General features: G+C 37.7%; 17 protein-coding genes. 11 read left to right on the plus strand and 6 right to left on the minus strand.

What is annotated here, in order from left to right; translation table 11 throughout:
• Nucleotides 1-58: 58 nt before the first annotated feature.
• Both LQ227_RS07995 and dcd read right to left on the minus strand, forming a co-directional pair.
• The gene (locus LQ227_RS07995; RefSeq protein ID WP_230148962.1) at nucleotides 59-2,749 is read right to left on the minus strand and encodes a carboxypeptidase-like regulatory domain-containing protein; all 2,691 of its coding nucleotides are present in this window, start codon (nucleotides 2,747-2,749) and stop codon (nucleotides 59-61) included.
• Nucleotides 2,750-3,271: 522 nt separating this feature from the next.
• Nucleotides 3,272-3,808 (minus strand): dCTP deaminase, encoded by a 537-nt coding sequence (dcd, locus tag LQ227_RS08000; protein WP_215129483.1) that lies wholly within the window; start codon nucleotides 3,806-3,808, stop codon nucleotides 3,272-3,274.
• A gap of 71 nt (nucleotides 3,809-3,879) precedes the next feature.
• Here dcd and LQ227_RS08005 point away from each other — a divergent pair, with 71 nt between their 5' ends.
• The 5 genes from LQ227_RS08005 to LQ227_RS08025 all read left to right on the plus strand — a co-directional run bounded on the left by LQ227_RS08005 (nucleotide 3,880) and on the right by LQ227_RS08025 (nucleotide 6,860).
• Nucleotides 3,880-4,527, plus strand: coding sequence for a 4'-phosphopantetheinyl transferase superfamily protein (locus LQ227_RS08005; protein ID WP_230142528.1), 648 nt, complete (start codon nucleotides 3,880-3,882; stop codon nucleotides 4,525-4,527).
• Nucleotides 4,528-4,538: 11 nt separating this feature from the next.
• A complete protein-coding gene (gene lipB, locus LQ227_RS08010) occupies nucleotides 4,539-5,267 on the plus strand; it encodes a lipoyl(octanoyl) transferase LipB (RefSeq protein WP_230142530.1) in 729 nt (242 codons plus the stop codon).
• Nucleotides 5,268-5,312: 45 nt separating this feature from the next.
• The gene (locus LQ227_RS08015; RefSeq protein WP_230142532.1) at nucleotides 5,313-6,038 is read left to right on the plus strand and encodes an SGNH/GDSL hydrolase family protein; all 726 of its coding nucleotides are present in this window, start codon (nucleotides 5,313-5,315) and stop codon (nucleotides 6,036-6,038) included.
• 84 nt (nucleotides 6,039-6,122) lie between these two features.
• Entirely contained in the window at nucleotides 6,123-6,464 is a 342-nt protein-coding gene (locus LQ227_RS08020; protein ID WP_083488603.1) for a CD225/dispanin family protein, read from the plus strand.
• A gap of 75 nt (nucleotides 6,465-6,539) precedes the next feature.
• Nucleotides 6,540-6,860, plus strand: a complete 321-nt coding sequence (locus tag LQ227_RS08025; RefSeq protein ID WP_230148963.1) for a DUF2752 domain-containing protein — start codon at nucleotides 6,540-6,542, stop codon at nucleotides 6,858-6,860.
• On the opposite strand, the gene LQ227_RS08030 is transcribed toward LQ227_RS08025, so the two are convergent.
• Nucleotides 6,861-7,601, minus strand: coding sequence for an RDD family protein (locus LQ227_RS08030; protein ID WP_230142536.1), 741 nt, complete (start codon nucleotides 7,599-7,601; stop codon nucleotides 6,861-6,863).
• A gap of 196 nt (nucleotides 7,602-7,797) precedes the next feature.
• Here LQ227_RS08030 and LQ227_RS08035 point away from each other — a divergent pair, with 196 nt between their 5' ends.
• The 6 genes from LQ227_RS08035 to LQ227_RS08060 all read left to right on the plus strand — a co-directional run bounded on the left by LQ227_RS08035 (nucleotide 7,798) and on the right by LQ227_RS08060 (nucleotide 13,942).
• Entirely contained in the window at nucleotides 7,798-8,751 is a 954-nt protein-coding gene (locus tag LQ227_RS08035) for a stage II sporulation protein M (protein ID WP_230142537.1), read from the plus strand.
• A gap of 1 nt (nucleotide 8,752) precedes the next feature.
• Nucleotides 8,753-9,637, plus strand: coding sequence for a hypothetical protein (locus LQ227_RS08040; RefSeq protein WP_230142539.1), 885 nt, complete (start codon nucleotides 8,753-8,755; stop codon nucleotides 9,635-9,637).
• A 1-nt stretch (nucleotide 9,638) separates the two neighbouring features.
• Nucleotides 9,639-10,367: a DUF4129 domain-containing protein gene (locus tag LQ227_RS08045; protein WP_230142541.1), complete on the plus strand. Its 729-nt coding sequence runs from the start codon at nucleotides 9,639-9,641 to the stop codon at nucleotides 10,365-10,367.
• Complete coding sequence (locus LQ227_RS08050) at nucleotides 10,364-11,554, plus strand: DUF4350 domain-containing protein (protein WP_230148964.1); 1,191 nt, start codon at nucleotides 10,364-10,366, stop codon at nucleotides 11,552-11,554. The genes LQ227_RS08045 and LQ227_RS08050 overlap by 4 nt, the downstream gene beginning before the upstream one ends.
• Nucleotides 11,535-12,512: a MoxR family ATPase gene (locus tag LQ227_RS08055; protein WP_230148965.1), complete on the plus strand. Its 978-nt coding sequence runs from the start codon at nucleotides 11,535-11,537 to the stop codon at nucleotides 12,510-12,512. Before LQ227_RS08050 ends, LQ227_RS08055 begins: the two co-directional genes overlap by 20 nt.
• A gap of 83 nt (nucleotides 12,513-12,595) precedes the next feature.
• Entirely contained in the window at nucleotides 12,596-13,942 is a 1,347-nt protein-coding gene (locus LQ227_RS08060) for a DUF58 domain-containing protein (protein WP_230148966.1), read from the plus strand.
• A gap of 90 nt (nucleotides 13,943-14,032) precedes the next feature.
• Here LQ227_RS08060 and LQ227_RS08065 read toward each other — a convergent pair whose 3' ends face one another.
• The 3 genes from LQ227_RS08065 to LQ227_RS08075 form a co-directional block, all read right to left on the minus strand.
• Nucleotides 14,033-15,091: a nucleoid-associated protein gene (locus LQ227_RS08065; RefSeq protein ID WP_131528988.1), complete on the minus strand. Its 1,059-nt coding sequence runs from the start codon at nucleotides 15,089-15,091 to the stop codon at nucleotides 14,033-14,035.
• A gap of 95 nt (nucleotides 15,092-15,186) precedes the next feature.
• A complete protein-coding gene (locus LQ227_RS08070) occupies nucleotides 15,187-15,669 on the minus strand; it encodes a MarR family winged helix-turn-helix transcriptional regulator (protein ID WP_230142550.1) in 483 nt (160 codons plus the stop codon).
• Nucleotides 15,669-16,172 carry a GNAT family N-acetyltransferase gene (locus LQ227_RS08075; protein WP_230142551.1) on the minus strand — a complete coding sequence of 168 codons (504 nt, stop codon included), beginning with the start codon at nucleotides 16,170-16,172 and terminating at the stop codon, nucleotides 15,669-15,671. The genes LQ227_RS08070 and LQ227_RS08075 overlap by 1 nt, the downstream gene beginning before the upstream one ends.
• Nucleotides 16,173-16,203 lie beyond the last annotated feature (31 nt).

The raw sequence follows: 16,203 nt of genomic DNA on the forward strand, positions 1-16,203 counted from the left end.
TAAATATACCGTAGCATAAACTATGCATGCATACTAATTCAAATTTATCTATTTTTCTCTATTTAACATCATAAGTGTAAACTTTTCTCGCCAAATGCCCTATAGCATCTATTCCTTCTATTACTACACGGTAGGTACCAGGTTCGTCTGCATTGTAAAATTCGAATTGTGCTTTTCCATCTTTATCTGTAACAACCTGTGGGTTCCAATAAATAGTTGTTCTGAAATCGGTCCTGCTGTTTGAGCTTGTTGCATCATATTTTGGCGAATAAAACTCTCTTGAAATCGTAAATCCTTTTGGATTAAAGGTTACAATTCCTGGTGCATAACGATCGGTACTTCTTCCCCCATCACCACGTTTAGTCGTGATAATAATTACGCCTCCTCCTCCTCTCGAACCATAAATGGCTGTATTACCGATACTTTTTAAAAGCTCAATAGATTCTACATCACTAGGAGTAACATTATCCAGAAAATCAGCTTCCATGTGCATGCCATCAACAATAATCTGTATAGGCGTATCCTGACTACGCATAAGGTAAGGTATATTACCTCTAAATATCACTCCCGGTAACCGCCCTTGCAAACATTGCGAAAGGGTAACACAGGTAGAGAGCTGATCGGCTGTCATCACGAAATCCGCTCTTCCTGCACCATTCAGGTTGGATGAGTTCTTCGCAGGGTTTTTCTTTTCAGTAATGGTTACTTCTTCTAGTTTAATGGTCCGCTCCAGCAGGCCTAAACGGGTCATCTCATTAAAATAGTTATCGCTTTCTTTAATATACTTCATCAAAGTATTATTCACATTGATATCGATATCGGCTCCATTTTTATTCTTGGTTACAATCTGCCCGGGAACGATATCAAGATTAATATCTACAAACTTCCTTTCTGTTTTAGTTCTGGCCTGAACAACAAACTTTGTACTATCGCCAAAACTTAAATTATCGAAAACAAATTTTCCTTCAGCATTGGTTACCGTATCCAAAATGTACATCGTTCCTTTTGTAGCCATAAGCATTACCTTACCACCGGGTACAGGCTTATTGCCTTTCATTACCGTTCCGCTAATGGTAATAGACTGCTCGGGTTTATAGGTAATATTCGGACCAACACCATTGATAATATTTTTCCAAAGAAATCTTCTCCAGCCCTGGGTAAGCATTAAGTTATCGAGTTCTTTTTGTGTTTGAAGATCATCCTTTAAAAAATAATGGTTGGGTTTCTCTACATAACCGCTCAAATCAGAGGTAAGTAACAACGAGGTGAGGATATTAGACTCATTATTTTCATCAGGTGTTACTTTTGCCGTATTGGTTACAGCAACAGAAAAACTACCTAAAACGGGCTTGCTGTCATTAGCAGCATCGAAAGTAAAGGCTGCTTTTCCTCTTTTTGAACCAGAAACTCCTGATGCATTAATCGATACATCAATTAGTTCGGCCTTGTTATTAATAAAAACCAACCGCTCTGCCAAAGGTTGATTGGTACTTGAAAATAAAGTAAACTGCACAATACCAGTTGGCAGGTTCTTTTTTGGGATATTGGCCACTAATACCTGTTTATCCATTTTAGCTTTCGAGCCATAATATACATTGCCCCCATGCTGTGCCACAACTTTTAGTTCATTGCCATTCACAAGATCGGCACTGGCCATAATTTTTACCACCACTTTACCTGTATCTAAAGCATTTACAGAAAGTGCATAACCACTTTTAACTGCCACAGGTAATTTAAACGTTTTTTCTGATCCATCCTTAAATTTAATCTTTGCTGAATATGACTTACCGGCCTGATTGTTAAACACAAAGTTACCCATACCTAAATAATTGGTGGCAAAACTGGTTACTTCATTTCCCCCTTCGTCTACTATCGTTCCTTCTACATCTTCACCGCGGCCATCGGCATTAACAGCTTTAATGGCAACTTTTTGGGGCAATTCTTCAACAAGTGTTCCTCCCTCTGGCATAAACTGTACATCAACATTGTTAGATGTGGAAGTGATCGGGATAGATTTGATAACTTTTTGTTTATTATCCAGTGCGATGGTCGCAATAATTTTCCCTGATTTATTTTGGAAAGACTGGTTGTTTGTGAAGCTAATTACCGCATCACCTGTTAAACTTGTTTTAACTTTACCCTTTGTAACGGTACGGTAATCTAACTGAACTTCATAACTTACTTCATTTTCACTGTAAGCCACGCCATTTTTATCTTCAAAATGAACTGTTGCCGTTACTTTATCTGCATTGTTCTCTTTGGTAAAACTGTAAGAAGTTTTTGTAAAAACTTTGTTAGCCCAGCTATTTCCGATCTTAATTGTCTTATCGTAAAAGAATTCGGTGCCAAAATTCCGCATGTAATTGGTATAGGCCCTAATTCTATAATTACCCTCACCAAGTGAATCTGTTAACTTAAAATCGCCCCAGGTAATTCCTCCCATAATAGGTAACTTAACCAGTTTTTTTAGCGAATCTTTTTCATTTATCAGCTCCACATACAGGATCTTACTAATGCCCGAAGGGGCCGAAGTCTTGGTATTTACAACATAGGCTTTGAACCAAATATCGTCGCCAATGGCATAATAAGGCTTATCTAAGTGAAGGTGAACTTTTTCTTGCGGATTTTTACTGGTATAATCTTCGAGTTTTTGCAAGAGCTGACTAAATGGATCATCATCCATTTTAAATGCGGCAAAAACAATAAGTAAAGATAGAAAACTGATTGCGAGAGTAATTTTGAGTTTCATGTGGTTGGGTAACAAATAAATATGTGTCAAGGTACAAAACCTAAGGCATATTTTTATGAAGATACCATGAAATTTAGTTTCAATCTAAATTTTTAGTTCACAGTTAGAGAAACACCTTAATTCATCAATATGGATTTGAAAATGGGGTGCCTTTTTTTATCGGGACCACAGCAAATGGCAGGACTAAAGTAACCACAGCACACCAGCTTTCATTTCCAAAACAAAAAAAATTATAGGCTATTGATTTGGAAATGAGGGGTTCTGAGCGTTTGGCAGCCACGGCCCCGCTTTACGCTTTACTTCGTTGCACTCCGTGTTTGCTTTAATCGGGTTTAGGGACAATGTTTAGTGCCAAGAGACTAAAACCGCTAATCATAAACCCGACAGCAGCGGCGGCTCCCGATTCCTTCTATCGGGACCACAGCGAACGGCGGGGCTAAAGCAGCCATAGCACACTGGCTTTCATTTCCAAAAAAGAAAAAGATACCAGTTTTCAATTGGCTGTTGGCAGTTAAGCAATCTCTAAAACTTGTTTTTCCACATCATGCTTTCTACCGGCCTGGTGGTTTTGTTGTTGTACTTAGCATTGCCCTTCGAATTGTACATCGTTTCGATCTTACCTTCAACAACAAAATAAATCAATTGGCCAATAGGCATTCCGGCATAAATTTTTACTGGTTGTGCTACTGATATTTCTAATGTCCAGGTATTACAAAAACCAACATCTCCTTTACCTGCCGTTGCATGGATATCGATACCTAAGCGGCCGGTACTGCTTTTACCTTCTAAAAAAGGCACATGTCCGTGTGTTTCGGTATATTCTAAAGTAACACCAAGATATAGCGTACCTGGATGAAGGACATAACCATCTTTAGGGATTTCGAAATGTTCGATTTCATTGTGCGCTTTCGCATCGAGCACACGGCTTTTATAAGTAGCCAGGTATTTCCCTAAGTGCACATCATACGAGTTGGTTCCTAAACATTCGCGTTTAAAAGGCTCAATGATGATTGTTCCCTTCTCAATTTCTTCTAATATCCTGCTATCAGATAATATCATTTTTATACGTATTTTTGGCCTAAATTATCATTTATTTAAGATAATTTTGCATGTAATCTCCAATTTAATCAATGCCAATAATTTACAATAAAAATATTGATCAGCATTCTGTTTTAGCAATTTGGAAAATTGAAGAAACGGAGGAAGAATTGTTGGCCGGACTGCAGCTTAAGCAGCATGAACATGACATTATCTCGTCATTAAACAGCGGCAAGCGGTTACTGCACTGGTTAAGCACAAGATTACTATTGAGAACAATGCTTAATACAACGGAGTATATCGACTGTCAGTTTGATGAACATGGCAAGCCCTATCTGGTTAATTTCGACTATCATATTTCGTTAAGCCACTCTTATGATTATGCGGCCGTAATGATTAGCAAAGATCATGCTGTAGGTGTCGATATCGAACTGATTAAGCACAAGATAAAAAGCATTAAACACAAGTTTTTAAGCGATGTAGAACTTGCTCAGAAACAGATTGGAGATAATACGGATGGCTTATATGTTGCGTGGTGCGCTAAAGAAGCTATTTATAAGTGGCATGGCAAAAAAGGTTTAGAATTTAAACAGCATATCCATATTAAACCTTTTAAGCTAAAAAAAGAAGGCTCACTAAATGCATTGGTAGAACTGCCAACAGGTACGCGAGAGCTGACCGTTAATTACTTTAAAACCAAAGACAGTTACATGTTAGGCTATGTAGCCAGCAATTCTTAAAATAAATGGAGATGAACGAGACAGCGGAAAAAGCAATTGCGACAGATTTAAAGCCAACTATTTTTACAGACTGGGGCTTAACAGACTATCAGGAAGCCTGGGATAAACAGGAAGACCTGTTAAATAAAACGGTGGCCATTAAGACAGAAAACCGTGTAAACAATACCAATAAGCCTACCCCAAACCATCTTGTATTTTGCGAGCACCCACATGTTTACACCTTAGGTAAAAGCGGGCATCCCGAAAATTTATTATTGGATGAGCAGGGATTAAAAGATAAACAGGCAACCTACTATAAAATAAACCGGGGCGGCGATATTACTTATCATGGCCCGGGGCAGCTAGTGGGCTACCCTATTCTTGATCTTGATAACTTCTTTACCGACATACATTTATATCTGCGCACGCTGGAAGAAGCCGTTATCCTTACCTTAAAAGATTATGGGATAGAAGCTGGCCGTTATCCTGGTTTTACGGGGGTGTGGTTAGATGCCGATAACGAAAAGGCTCGTAAAATATGCGCCATGGGTGTTCGTTGCAGCCGTTGGGTTACCATGCACGGTTTTGCCTTTAATGTAAATGTAGATTTAGATTACTTTAAAAATATTGTACCATGTGGTATTGATGATAAAGCCGTAACTTCTTTAGCAAAGGAGCTGGGTTATCATCTTGATATGGAAGAAGTAAAAGGAAAATTAAAGAATCATATTGCCAAGCTCTTTAAAATGCAGCTGATTTAATTGGTTGAGTAAAACTAAACCGAACGCTAATTCGTAGATTAAACTATGAAGATTTTATTAAGCGCCATTTTATTTTCTTTCTTAACTTCGGGCTGCACAAAACAACAGCCTATGCCTATTGAACCCGTTACTGACCGAACAAAAGCTTCTTCAAATGGAGAAAGTAATTTTACATATCTGGCACTTGGCGATTCTTATACCATTGGCGAATCGGTTAGACAGGCAGAATCTTTTCCTTATCAGCTTCAAAGTTTATTAAAAGCTCAAAGTAGCAGTGTAGCAAATCCAAAAATTGTTGCGGTTACCGGTTGGACTACCGATGAACTTCAGGCAGGTATAAAAAAGGAGAATTTAACAGGCGCATATAGTTTTGTTACGCTCTTAATTGGTGTAAACAATCAATATCGGGGTTATCCGATAGATACGTACAAAAAGGAATTCACAGAATTGTTACAAACGGCAATCGCTTTTGCCGGAGGCAACAAGAATAAGGTTTTTGTAGTTTCTATTCCAGATTGGGGCGCTACGCCCTTTGGCCAAAACTCGGGGCGAAACCCACAAACGATTGCCAATGAAATCGATAGCTTTAACGCTGCAAATCAAGAAATTACGCTTTCAGCTGGCGTAAACTATACCAATATTACCCCCTCATCTCGAAATGCAGCAACTGATTTGTCGTTAGTGGCGAGCGACGGATTGCACCCAAGTGCTAAAATGTACGCAGAATGGGCAACCGCTTTATTACCAAAAGTGGCAAATGTATTGAAATAATTAAACGTTTGTTTATGCTGTTTTTAAATTAAAAAATATATTTTAGTTTAACTATTTAAATTAATATACTTAAAAGTTGATACTATGGAAGATCAAAAACCTCAAGAACAAGCACCCTTCGGTCAGCAACCGTTTGGACAAACACCATTCGGAAATCAAGGCCCAGCACCAAAGAACTGGCTTGTAGAATCAATTCTGGTTACATTATTCTGCTGCCTGCCTTTTGGAATAGCTGGTATTGTAAATGCAGCTAATGTTAATAGTAAATATGCCATGGGCGACTATGCAGGGGCTCAGGCAGCATCTCAAGCCGCCGGCAAATGGACAAAAATTGGATTCTTTATTGGAATTGGAGTTTATGTCTTATATATATTATTTTTTGTGGTGCTAGGTTTTGGCGGTGCCATGATGAGTAATTACAGATAGATGAAATTAACGTACATCTTAGGAATCGTTATAGGGTTAGCACTTGTGATAATTTACTATAAATTTAATCCTGAGATGTACAATTTCTTCCCAGAATGTCCTTTCCACAAATATTTACACCTCGATTGCCCTGGTTGCGGTTCACAAAGGGCAATACATGCCCTGCTCCACCTGGATATTAAAAAAGCTGCAGGATATAACCTACTCCTTGTACTCAGTTTACCACTACTCATTACCCAGCTGACTTTCAAAATTTATTCTTTTTCAACAAAGAAGAACCTGGTGATGCGCTTTTGGTATAACCCAAATACACCTAAAATAATTTTTGCTATCGTAATGATATTCTGGATCGCCAGAAATTTGCCCTACTCACCATTCAACTATCTCGCTGCTTAGCTAGGCCATTGTAGCAGTAAGGTGATTATAATCTTTTAGCACCGCCTCTAAAAACTGTAACTCATTCATCCCGCTCGGAATAGTTACAAAAATGTGTTCTTTGGTTTTAGACGCCATGGCATAAATTAAATCAGCATTCCCAGTTTGGTAATAGCCGGTTAACACTTCGTGAATTAGTTCTATATCTCTATCGTTTAAATGCAGAACTTCCTTAAACTGCGGCTCATATTCTTCAGGTAAATTAAAACTGAAAGCCACGTTGGAAAATTCGGTTCTTGGTTTAGTTTTAATCAATGTCGTTTTTGCTAATATATCACCCAATCTTTGATGGTTTTTGGTTACTGCTACAGAAACCAGTGCTACAACGCCCCATCCAAACGGGAAGCCGAAATCGATCATCCGAAATAACCACCTAAAAATATACTGTCCAAGTGTTGGTTGTGTACCATCAATACTAATTACTTTTATCTTTAACACCTTCTTTCCTAAAGTCTGGCCATCCATGGTGATTTCGCAAACCAGGTCGTAGAGAGCAAAAATTGCCAGGAAAATAAAGAAAATAACTATCGCAGCACTTCCTGACATCGCCATCTGTGCAGCGCCCATTACCACTAAAGTAATTATAGCGAGAATTAGAAATCCAGCCAGATCGATACACCTTGCAGCTATACGCTCTCCAAGGCCGGCAATTTCGTAATCAATATCAATATTTTGAGCAGTGCTAATTCTGATACTATCCATATTCAAACATAATTTTTTTTAAAGATAAAGCTGTACGCCGATCTTTATTTTTTAAACTAAAGTTTTCTTATATTTTCATATTAGATTGTTCAGCTATGTATATTTGTTCAGCCTGGTTAATTGATCTGAATATAATATTGGTTTCATTTCCATAAAAAATTAGCTATTTTAACCCGAGATTTGGTAAAGCCTTTAAATGAGAGAAGCATTATTTGTTAAACAGAATTCGAAGAAGTGGCAACATTATGATTCCATGCAACAGGCAAATCCTGATGAAGTGGCCAATCAGTTTATCGAAATCACTAACGATTTGGCTTACTCAAAAACGTTTTATCCAAATTCGAAAACAACAGCTTATCTCAATGGCTTAGCCTCTAAATTACATCAATCCGTTTACAAAAACAAAAAGGAAAAATCGAACCGGTTTATCCATTTCTGGAAAACAGAACTCCCCTTAATATTTCTACAACACAGAAAACAGGTATTTTATGCATTGGCATTTTTCTTGGTTTCTTGTGCCATTGGTGCTTTATCGGCAAAATACGATGATACTTTTGTGCGATTGATTATGGGTGATGGTTATGTAAACATGACAAACGAAAACATTGCCAAAGGTGATCCGTTTGGGGTTTATAAACAAAGTAATGAGTTTATGATGTTTATGCAAATTGGGGTTAATAATATTTATGTTGCGCTATATACCTTTGTTTTGGGTATTATATTCTCATTTGGCGCTATTGTTTCATTATTCAGAAATGGCGTGATGCTCGGCTCATTCCAATATTTCTTTTTTAGTAAAGGATTAGGCTTTCAATCGGTTTTGGTTATCTGGATTCACGGCACATTAGAAATATCGGCAATTGTTTTGGCAGGCGCGGCTGGTTTAATTTTGGGCAATAGCCTTTTATTCCCCAAAACGTATACCCGTATGGCTTCAGTTTTAAAAGGGGCCAAAGATGGATTAAAAATTGTAATTGGCCTGATCCCGATTTTTATAGTTGCTGCATTTTTTGAAAGTTTTGTTACCCGACATACTGAGATGCCGCTATGGTTAAGTATGTTCATCTTATTATCTTCCGCAGCTTTCATTATTTGGTATGTATTTATATACCCTATAAAAATCTACAATAAACAAGCAACACTAAATTAACATGCTAGGGAAAATTGAATTTAAGAAAAGAAGAGATTTCGGCCAGGTGATTAACGACACCTTTACTTTCATGCGTCAAAATCTTAAGCCCTTAATTAAAATATATTTCACATTTTGTGGCCTATTTGTACTGGCTAGCATGTTAACCATGTTATTGCAACAATACAAAATGGTTAACATCATCAATACCATCGGTAATGGAAAAAACACCAAAGGCTTAGGTTTTTCAGCTTTATATGGATTAGAATATTTCTTGTCTATTTTATTCTCTTTAGCAACATATGCCAGTATGAGTGTTGCTATACTTTCCTATATCGCTATATACGTGCAAAAAGGGAACCAAACACCAACCACCGATGAAGTATGGGGATATTTTAAGTATTACTTCTTCAGGATTTTTGGCAGTTCTATCCTATTGATTATCCTGTTATGTATAGCTTTTATGTTTTGCCTTGTACCTGGCTTCTGGCTATTCCCTTATGTGGCCATGATGTTCCCCATTATGGTAATCGAAAATGGTTCTTTAGGTTACTCTTTTAGTAGAAGCTTCAAAATTATTAAAGATAATTTCTGGATTACTTTTGGCACGCTGATCGTAGTATGGATTATTGTTTATGCTTGTATGAGCATGATCATTTTACCTACAAGTTTATTTAATATGATTGGTATGTTTACCCATAAAACGCCACACATGTCTTTAACACTTACCATGATTACAACAGTTTTACAGTCATTGTGCCAGGTATTTACCATCATCCCAATCATTACCATTTCATTGGCGTATTTCAGTTTAGTTGAACAAAAAGAAAGCCCCGGCCTAATGGAACGGATTTCAAATTTTGGCAATACCGAAAAACCGATTGATACCAGACCTGAAGAATATTAAAATGCAGCGCGCACTCTTCCGATATCTTCTTGTTTCTCTTTTGTTTTTTATTCCGGTAATCAACAGAGCACAGACAGCTAAACCTAAGCCTGTAACTGTTGTAATTAAAACAGATAGCAGTAAGGTTGTGGCCTCAAGATTTGATAAAGAGGCCATAAGCAATTATAAAGAACAAAAAGAGTTTCAATACGATGAAATAGGTCAACAACAATTATCGTTATGGGACAAATTTTGGTTATGGTTCTGGGGTATTATCGGCGAACTGTTTCAGGGAGCAGCATCAAACATTTTTTCCAGGTATATTTTTATCGGACTTGGCGTTGCGCTGATCATATTTATTGTGGTTAAAGTTATTGGAGCAGAAAAAATCTTCGCTAAAAAATCGAAAGAAACAATCCTTCCATACGATGTAATTACCGAAAACATCCATGAGATAGATTATGAACAGGAATTACAAAGATTAGTTGCCGAAAGAAAATTCCGTTTGGCCGTTAGGCTTTTATACTTGAGGGCGCTAAAAAAATTGAGCGATGCCGAAATTATCCAATGGCAGCCCGATAAAACCAATTATAATTATTTAATGGAAATCAGTAAGCCAGAGCTGAGAAACGATTTTAGCCAGCTTACCCTACAGTTCGATTATATCTGGTATGGCGATTTCCCTATCGATGAAGTGAAATTCGACCCTATTAAGCAATCGTTTAACCAGTTTAACAACCAGATTAAATGAAAGGCTACAAATTATACCTGATTATCGGTTCCATTCTAATTTTGGGTTATTTAATTGCGCAGTATAATAAGCCTACGCCAACAAACTGGGCGCCAACATATGCTATTAAAGACAAAATCCCATACGGAACATATATTTTATACAATAGAATCAAAGATATTTTGCCCTCGGCAAGTATTCAACAGTCGAAAACAGCCGTTTATACTACGCTAAAATCTAAAAGATTCAATAAAACGGCTTATATAATCGTTGCGCAAAAGGCAGATATTAGTAAAACGGATCTTGAACAGCTGATAAAATATATGCAAGCGGGCAATGATGTATTTATAGCCACTTATGATTTAGGAAAAATAAGGAAGGAACTTAAAGTGCAAACTTCTACCGCAATGTCTCCTGAAGCAAGTACCTTAAATTTCACCAATCCAGAGTTAAAAACCGATGCAAACTATGGCTTTGAAAGAGGCATCGGCAGCCAGTATTTTAGTAAGGTAGACAGCAGCAAAACAACAATACTTGGCGTAAATGGGAAGGGCCAGCCTAATTTTATCCGTTATGCTTACGGAAAAGGCAATCTCTATCTCATCGCAGAACCCGGTTTTTATACCAATTTCAATCTCCTCGATAAATATGGTGCAGAATATGCCGCTAAAACCTTGAGTTATTTACATGGGAATAAGCAGCTCATTTTCGACGAATATTTTTCTAGCCAAAAGAACACTGCCACCGATATGCTCAGGGTATTCTTTAAACATCCTGAACTGGAGTTTGCATACTATCTGGCCATATTTAGCCTGATAGTTTTTGTCTTGTACGACATTAAGCGCAGGCAAAGAATTATCCCGATCGCAGATCCGCTTACTAATTCTTCTTTGGCATTTGTTAATGTGGTGGGCAGTGTTTATTACCACGAGCGGAACAACCTCGATATAGCCTTAAAAAAGATCAATTACTTTATGGAGTACTTAAGAACCAGGTATTATCTAAAGACCAACGATATCGACAGCAAATTTGCTCAGGTGCTAATAGAGAAAACAGGCATTAATGAAGCGCTGGCCAAAACCCTGACTAAACATTTTATCCAAACGCCAACAATGGGCGATTTAAGCGATACCCAATTGATTAATTTAAACGAAAGCATAGAACAGTTTTATAAAAATACGCAAAGCAATGGAGCAAGAACAGTTTAACCCACGTACCGATTTAAGCGCCTTAAATGAAGCTGTAAATCAAATCAGAAATGTACTTGGAAATATCATTATCGGCCAAAAACAGGTTATTGATTTCTTAATTGTTGGTTTGCTTGCCGACGGGCACATCTTAATTGAAGGAGTACCTGGTGTAGCCAAAACGCTGAGCGCTAAATTGCTGGCAAAATCTATTGATGCACAATTTTCGAGGGTTCAGTTTACCCCCGATTTAATGCCATCTGATGTTTTAGGAACCCCGATTTTTAATACCAAAATAGGAGATTTCGAATTTAGAAAAGGTCCTATTTTTGGCAATATTATTCTGGTTGATGAAATTAACCGCGCACCGGCAAAAACCCAATCGGCCTTGTTCGAGGTGATGGAAGAGCGCCAGGTAACTATAGATGGCCATACCTATATCATGGACGAACCTTTTATGGTATTGGCCACCCAGAACCCGATTGAGCAGGAAGGGACATACCGCCTGCCCGAAGCACAATTGGATCGGTTTTTATTCAAAATAGAGGTTAAATACCCTTCGTTAGCGGAAGAAACTGCGATTTTAATGGCTCAGCACACTTTAGTTAACAAAACATTATTAAACGATGTAAAACCAGTATTGTCTGTTAAACAGATACAAGAGGCTAGAGCAATTATCCGCAATTTGTTTGTAGAGCCAAAATTATTGGAGTTTATCGCCAAAATCGTAAATGAAACCCGCAACAATTCATCACTTTATCTGGGCGCTTCGCCAAGGGCATCTTTAGCAATTGTACACAGTGCAAAAGCTTTCGCTGCTATTCAAAACCGCGATTTTGTTACGCCTGAAGATATTATTGCCGTTGCAGGCCCTGTATTGGCGCACAGGATATTGTTATCACCTGAAAAAGAAATGGAAGGATTAACCACCAGCGACATCGTTAGCCAGATTATTAAAAAAATTGAAGTACCTAGGTAAGTCCGAAGTCTTGAGTCAGGAGTCCGAAGTCGGACTTTGTCGCAACAGTTAACTAGTTTAAACAATTAACCGATTAAACAACATTGAAAAAATTCTTTCAGCAATATTATAACAATCTATTCCTAAGCGATCGCTTATTTGCGGCTTTAGGCCTCTGCGTTGTGCTTTTTTTGTTGAAATTCTTTTTTGCCTGGCTGGGCGATATCCCTGAAATTGCCACTGGCGCCATATTTGTTTTATTTTTTATCGATATTTTTATTCTATACCGCAATGCCCAAGGGATTAATGCCAAAAGAATTACTGCGAAACGTTTGAGTAATGGCGATGAAAATCCGATACAAATTGAAATCAGAAATAGTTATGGTTTTGGGGTAAATGCCAGGGTGATTGATGAAGTACCTTTTCAGTTTCAACTCCGAGATAAAGATTTTAAACTTCACCTAAAATCTGCTGAAGTAAAATCGATCCACTACAACCTGCGACCAACAAAACGTGGTGAGTATGATTTTGGGTTTATCAGAGCGTACATCAGTTCACCTCTCGGCTTAATCAACCGCCGTTACAATTTTGATGGCGCCAAGATCCTGCCTGTTTTTCCTTCTTTTATTAACCTTGGCCAATACGAATTGATGGCCGCTTCACGCTATTTAACAGAATTCGGGATCAAAAAAATCAGAAAGGTTGGACAAAGCAGCGAATTTGACCAGATCAAAAATTATGTTGGTGGCGATGATATCCGTACCATTAACTGGAAAGCTACGGCCAGAAAAGGTAGTTTAATGGTGAATACCTATACAGACGAGAAATCGCAGAATATTTATTGTGTAATTGATAAATCGCGTGTAATGCGCATGCCTTTTGAAGGATTAAGCCTACTCGATTATGCTATAAATGCAGCCGTTGCACTTTCGAAAGTGGCCATGCTTAAAGAAGACAAGGCAGGTTTAATCACGATATCTGAAAATATCGGCGCTGTTGTACCAGCAGACCGTAAAGCTTCTCAGCTTGGCAGTATTATGAATGTGCTTTACAAAGAAAAAACGAGATACCTTGAAAGTAATCTCGAGGCACTTTATTCCGCGGTACGATCAGTAGTAAAACAAAGGGGCCTTTTGGTTTTCTTTACCAATTTCGAAAGTTTATCGGCACTGCAAAGACAGTTGCCTTATTTAAAAAGAATAGCCAAATACCACTTATTGGTGGTTGTATTTTTCGAAAATACTGAACTAAAAGAATTGAGCACAGCACCTGCAAAAGATGTAGAAGGCATTTACCATAAAACCATTGCCGAGAAATTTATCTACGAGAAAAAACTAATGGTTAAAGAACTCAACAAACACGGCATTTTAGCCATTCTTACTCCTCCCCAAAAACTTACTGTTAATGTAATTAACCAGTATTTGGCATTAAAGGCACAACAGCGGATTTAGTCTGGAGCTTGGAGTGATGAGTTTGGAGGCGATGTTCTACTGAACCATGCCAGGCAACGCCAAACCCCAAACGCCAAACTCAAAGCCCCTCTACTCCTCTTCCCTAAAATACACCTTGTAAAAGTTCATCGATTTATCATCATCGTAACCTTTTTCGATCATATCTTTATTGCCATGGATATAAATATGGAAGTTTTTATCCAGCTTTAACACGCTTTTATAGGCTCGGGCTTGTTTTTTAACAGCGGATTCGGCGATTTCAAAATTATCGGCAATGGGGCTTTCGTACTCTTGCTCGTAATTCTTCTTATAGTTTTTGAATGATTCAATGCCTTCGGCATTTCCAATTACTTCATTACCGAATTCCTCAATATCAAAGGTTTCTTTTTCTTTGAAATACTTCATCGAGCGGTTTAAGAGATCGATTTTATCCGCTTTGCTGATTTCGTAATCGTCATCAAGTTTCTGCGTAACGAAGTTTTTGTAAACCCCTAAAACATTATTGGTTTGGTTATAACTGTCGTTCCTGATTTTCAGCTTCAAAAATTCATCTTTCCAGTAAACAGCAGAATCGTTGCTACTTTTTGATTGATCCAACACCACAACTTTGTAACCTTCTTCTTTATCAACGTTAAAAATCAGGCAGCCTTTATCTAATTTATTAATACTGATGGCTTCTTGCTCATAACTTACATTAAAGCCATCCTGCTCAGGATAAACTTTTAGGTAAGTATCTTTTGTTTCGGATTTAAAAACGCCAACTACGTCCAATTGCTCGCCTTCTATCTGTACCTTTTCAAAATAAGCGACATACAATTCGCCAGATTTAATTTTTGGGTGGTTGGCTACATCGTATAAATGCTTGGCCAGTTGTTGCGAATCTTCGTGAAAAAGTTCGTTGTTCTCAAAAATTTCATGAACAAAATGAAATACTTCATTTAGTTCTAAATTATCGTTGGGGTGATAAAACCGGTAGACTTCATTTACCTTTTCGAAAGGTTTTAAGAAATACTGCATCAGCAGGTTTCCTAACACTTCATCATCAATTTTTAAAGGCGCATCAGATAATTTATAATACTCTTCAAGCAGTTTATTGCCTGTGTGGTGGATAGAAAGTTGCTTAAGTGAAGCCTCGAAAAATGAAATCATGGGGGCAAAAATAGTAAAATCATTGGTTAACCTTCTCCGTCATTCAATCATTCTCTAATTCAATCATTTTCCCATTCTATCATTCTATCCTTCACTCATTTCTTAATATAAACCTCGGCCCGCTGCAGAAAGCTTTTTTCCTTTAACGATGCCTCAACCTCATTTATAGCTTTCATTAAGTTATTTTGACTGTTCATAATTTCTGCTGTGGCTTTAATAATCACATCCCAAACAGGCTCCATAGTGGAAAGAAGTGCTGTACCCTTTTCTGTGAGTTCAACCAAACGTTTACGGGTATCTACTTTATCTTTTTTAGACCGGATCAGTTTCTCCTTCTCCAATTCTTTTAACAAACTGATGGTAGAAGGGTGTGCATAACCAATTTCATCCGACAACGAAACCACATTCATGGTCGACTTTTTATATAAAGTATAAAGCACAGGGAACCATTTGGGTTGAAAATCAATTCCGAATGCTTTATAAATCAACAGACCATCTTTACGGATCTGATCGCTCAGCCTTTGCAATCGGGTAGAAATGGCCAATAAACCAGAAGCATCAATTACATTTTGTTCCATTAAAGAGATTTTAAATCCAGGCTATAAAAAACATTGTCTACAGCCATCCTAGGGAAATAAACCGGCAAATCTTCCATTGCAACTGATTTAAAGCCGTTACGTTCATAAAAACGGCAGGCGGCCTGCAATACGTCTTTTGTACCCAAATATACCTCATTCAGGTTATTATCCTCACAGTAGGCTAGAAGTGTTTTCAATAAAGCTTGCGCAACACCCAAATCTTTTCCTCGGAATTCCTTTTTAACAAACATTTTTCTGATTGCCCCCGATTGATGCTCAGGAACAGCAATTAAGGCAATGGTACCAATCAATTCACCATTTACTGTGGCACCCCAAAAAGCGCCGCCAGAACCATCGTAATTTTTTTCTATATCCAACAAATCCGGCTGTGCTGCCAGGTCTATATCTACATTAAATTCTATTTGTTGGATGGGCAGAATTAACCCAATAATCGCTTCACAGAATTGATTATTTAACCGTTCAATTTTAAAGTCGTTTTGCATTGCTAAATATTATTCGACAAATATATGTAGT

Origin of the sequence: Pedobacter sp. Bi27 (assembly GCF_918698255.1) — a bacterium.
Lineage (GTDB): Bacteria > Bacteroidota > Bacteroidia > Sphingobacteriales > Sphingobacteriaceae > Pedobacter.

What these genes read in the sequence shown, in the direction of transcription:
- LQ227_RS07995 (WP_230148962.1), bottom strand. Translation starts at nt 2,749, where the DNA reads ATGAAACTCAAAATTACTCTCGCAATCAGTTTTCTATCTTTACTTATT.
- dcd (WP_215129483.1), bottom strand. Translation starts at nt 3,808, where the DNA reads ATGATATTATCTGATAGCAGGATATTAGAAGAAATTGAGAAGGGAACA.
- LQ227_RS08005 (WP_230142528.1), top strand. Translation starts at nt 3,880, where the DNA reads ATGCCAATAATTTACAATAAAAATATTGATCAGCATTCTGTTTTAGCA.
- lipB (WP_230142530.1), top strand. Translation starts at nt 4,539, where the DNA reads ATGAACGAGACAGCGGAAAAAGCAATTGCGACAGATTTAAAGCCAACT.
- LQ227_RS08015 (WP_230142532.1), top strand. Translation starts at nt 5,313, where the DNA reads ATGAAGATTTTATTAAGCGCCATTTTATTTTCTTTCTTAACTTCGGGC.
- LQ227_RS08020 (WP_083488603.1), top strand. Translation starts at nt 6,123, where the DNA reads ATGGAAGATCAAAAACCTCAAGAACAAGCACCCTTCGGTCAGCAACCG.
- LQ227_RS08025 (WP_230148963.1), top strand. Translation starts at nt 6,540, where the DNA reads ATGTACAATTTCTTCCCAGAATGTCCTTTCCACAAATATTTACACCTC.
- LQ227_RS08030 (WP_230142536.1), bottom strand. Translation starts at nt 7,601, where the DNA reads ATGGATAGTATCAGAATTAGCACTGCTCAAAATATTGATATTGATTAC.
- LQ227_RS08035 (WP_230142537.1), top strand. Translation starts at nt 7,798, where the DNA reads ATGAGAGAAGCATTATTTGTTAAACAGAATTCGAAGAAGTGGCAACAT.
- LQ227_RS08040 (WP_230142539.1), top strand. Translation starts at nt 8,753, where the DNA reads ATGCTAGGGAAAATTGAATTTAAGAAAAGAAGAGATTTCGGCCAGGTG.
- LQ227_RS08045 (WP_230142541.1), top strand. Translation starts at nt 9,639, where the DNA reads ATGCAGCGCGCACTCTTCCGATATCTTCTTGTTTCTCTTTTGTTTTTT.
- LQ227_RS08050 (WP_230148964.1), top strand. Translation starts at nt 10,364, where the DNA reads ATGAAAGGCTACAAATTATACCTGATTATCGGTTCCATTCTAATTTTG.
- LQ227_RS08055 (WP_230148965.1), top strand. Translation starts at nt 11,535, where the DNA reads ATGGAGCAAGAACAGTTTAACCCACGTACCGATTTAAGCGCCTTAAAT.
- LQ227_RS08065 (WP_131528988.1), bottom strand. Translation starts at nt 15,091, where the DNA reads ATGATTTCATTTTTCGAGGCTTCACTTAAGCAACTTTCTATCCACCAC.
- LQ227_RS08070 (WP_230142550.1), bottom strand. Translation starts at nt 15,669, where the DNA reads ATGGAACAAAATGTAATTGATGCTTCTGGTTTATTGGCCATTTCTACC.
- LQ227_RS08075 (WP_230142551.1), bottom strand. Translation starts at nt 16,172, where the DNA reads ATGCAAAACGACTTTAAAATTGAACGGTTAAATAATCAATTCTGTGAA.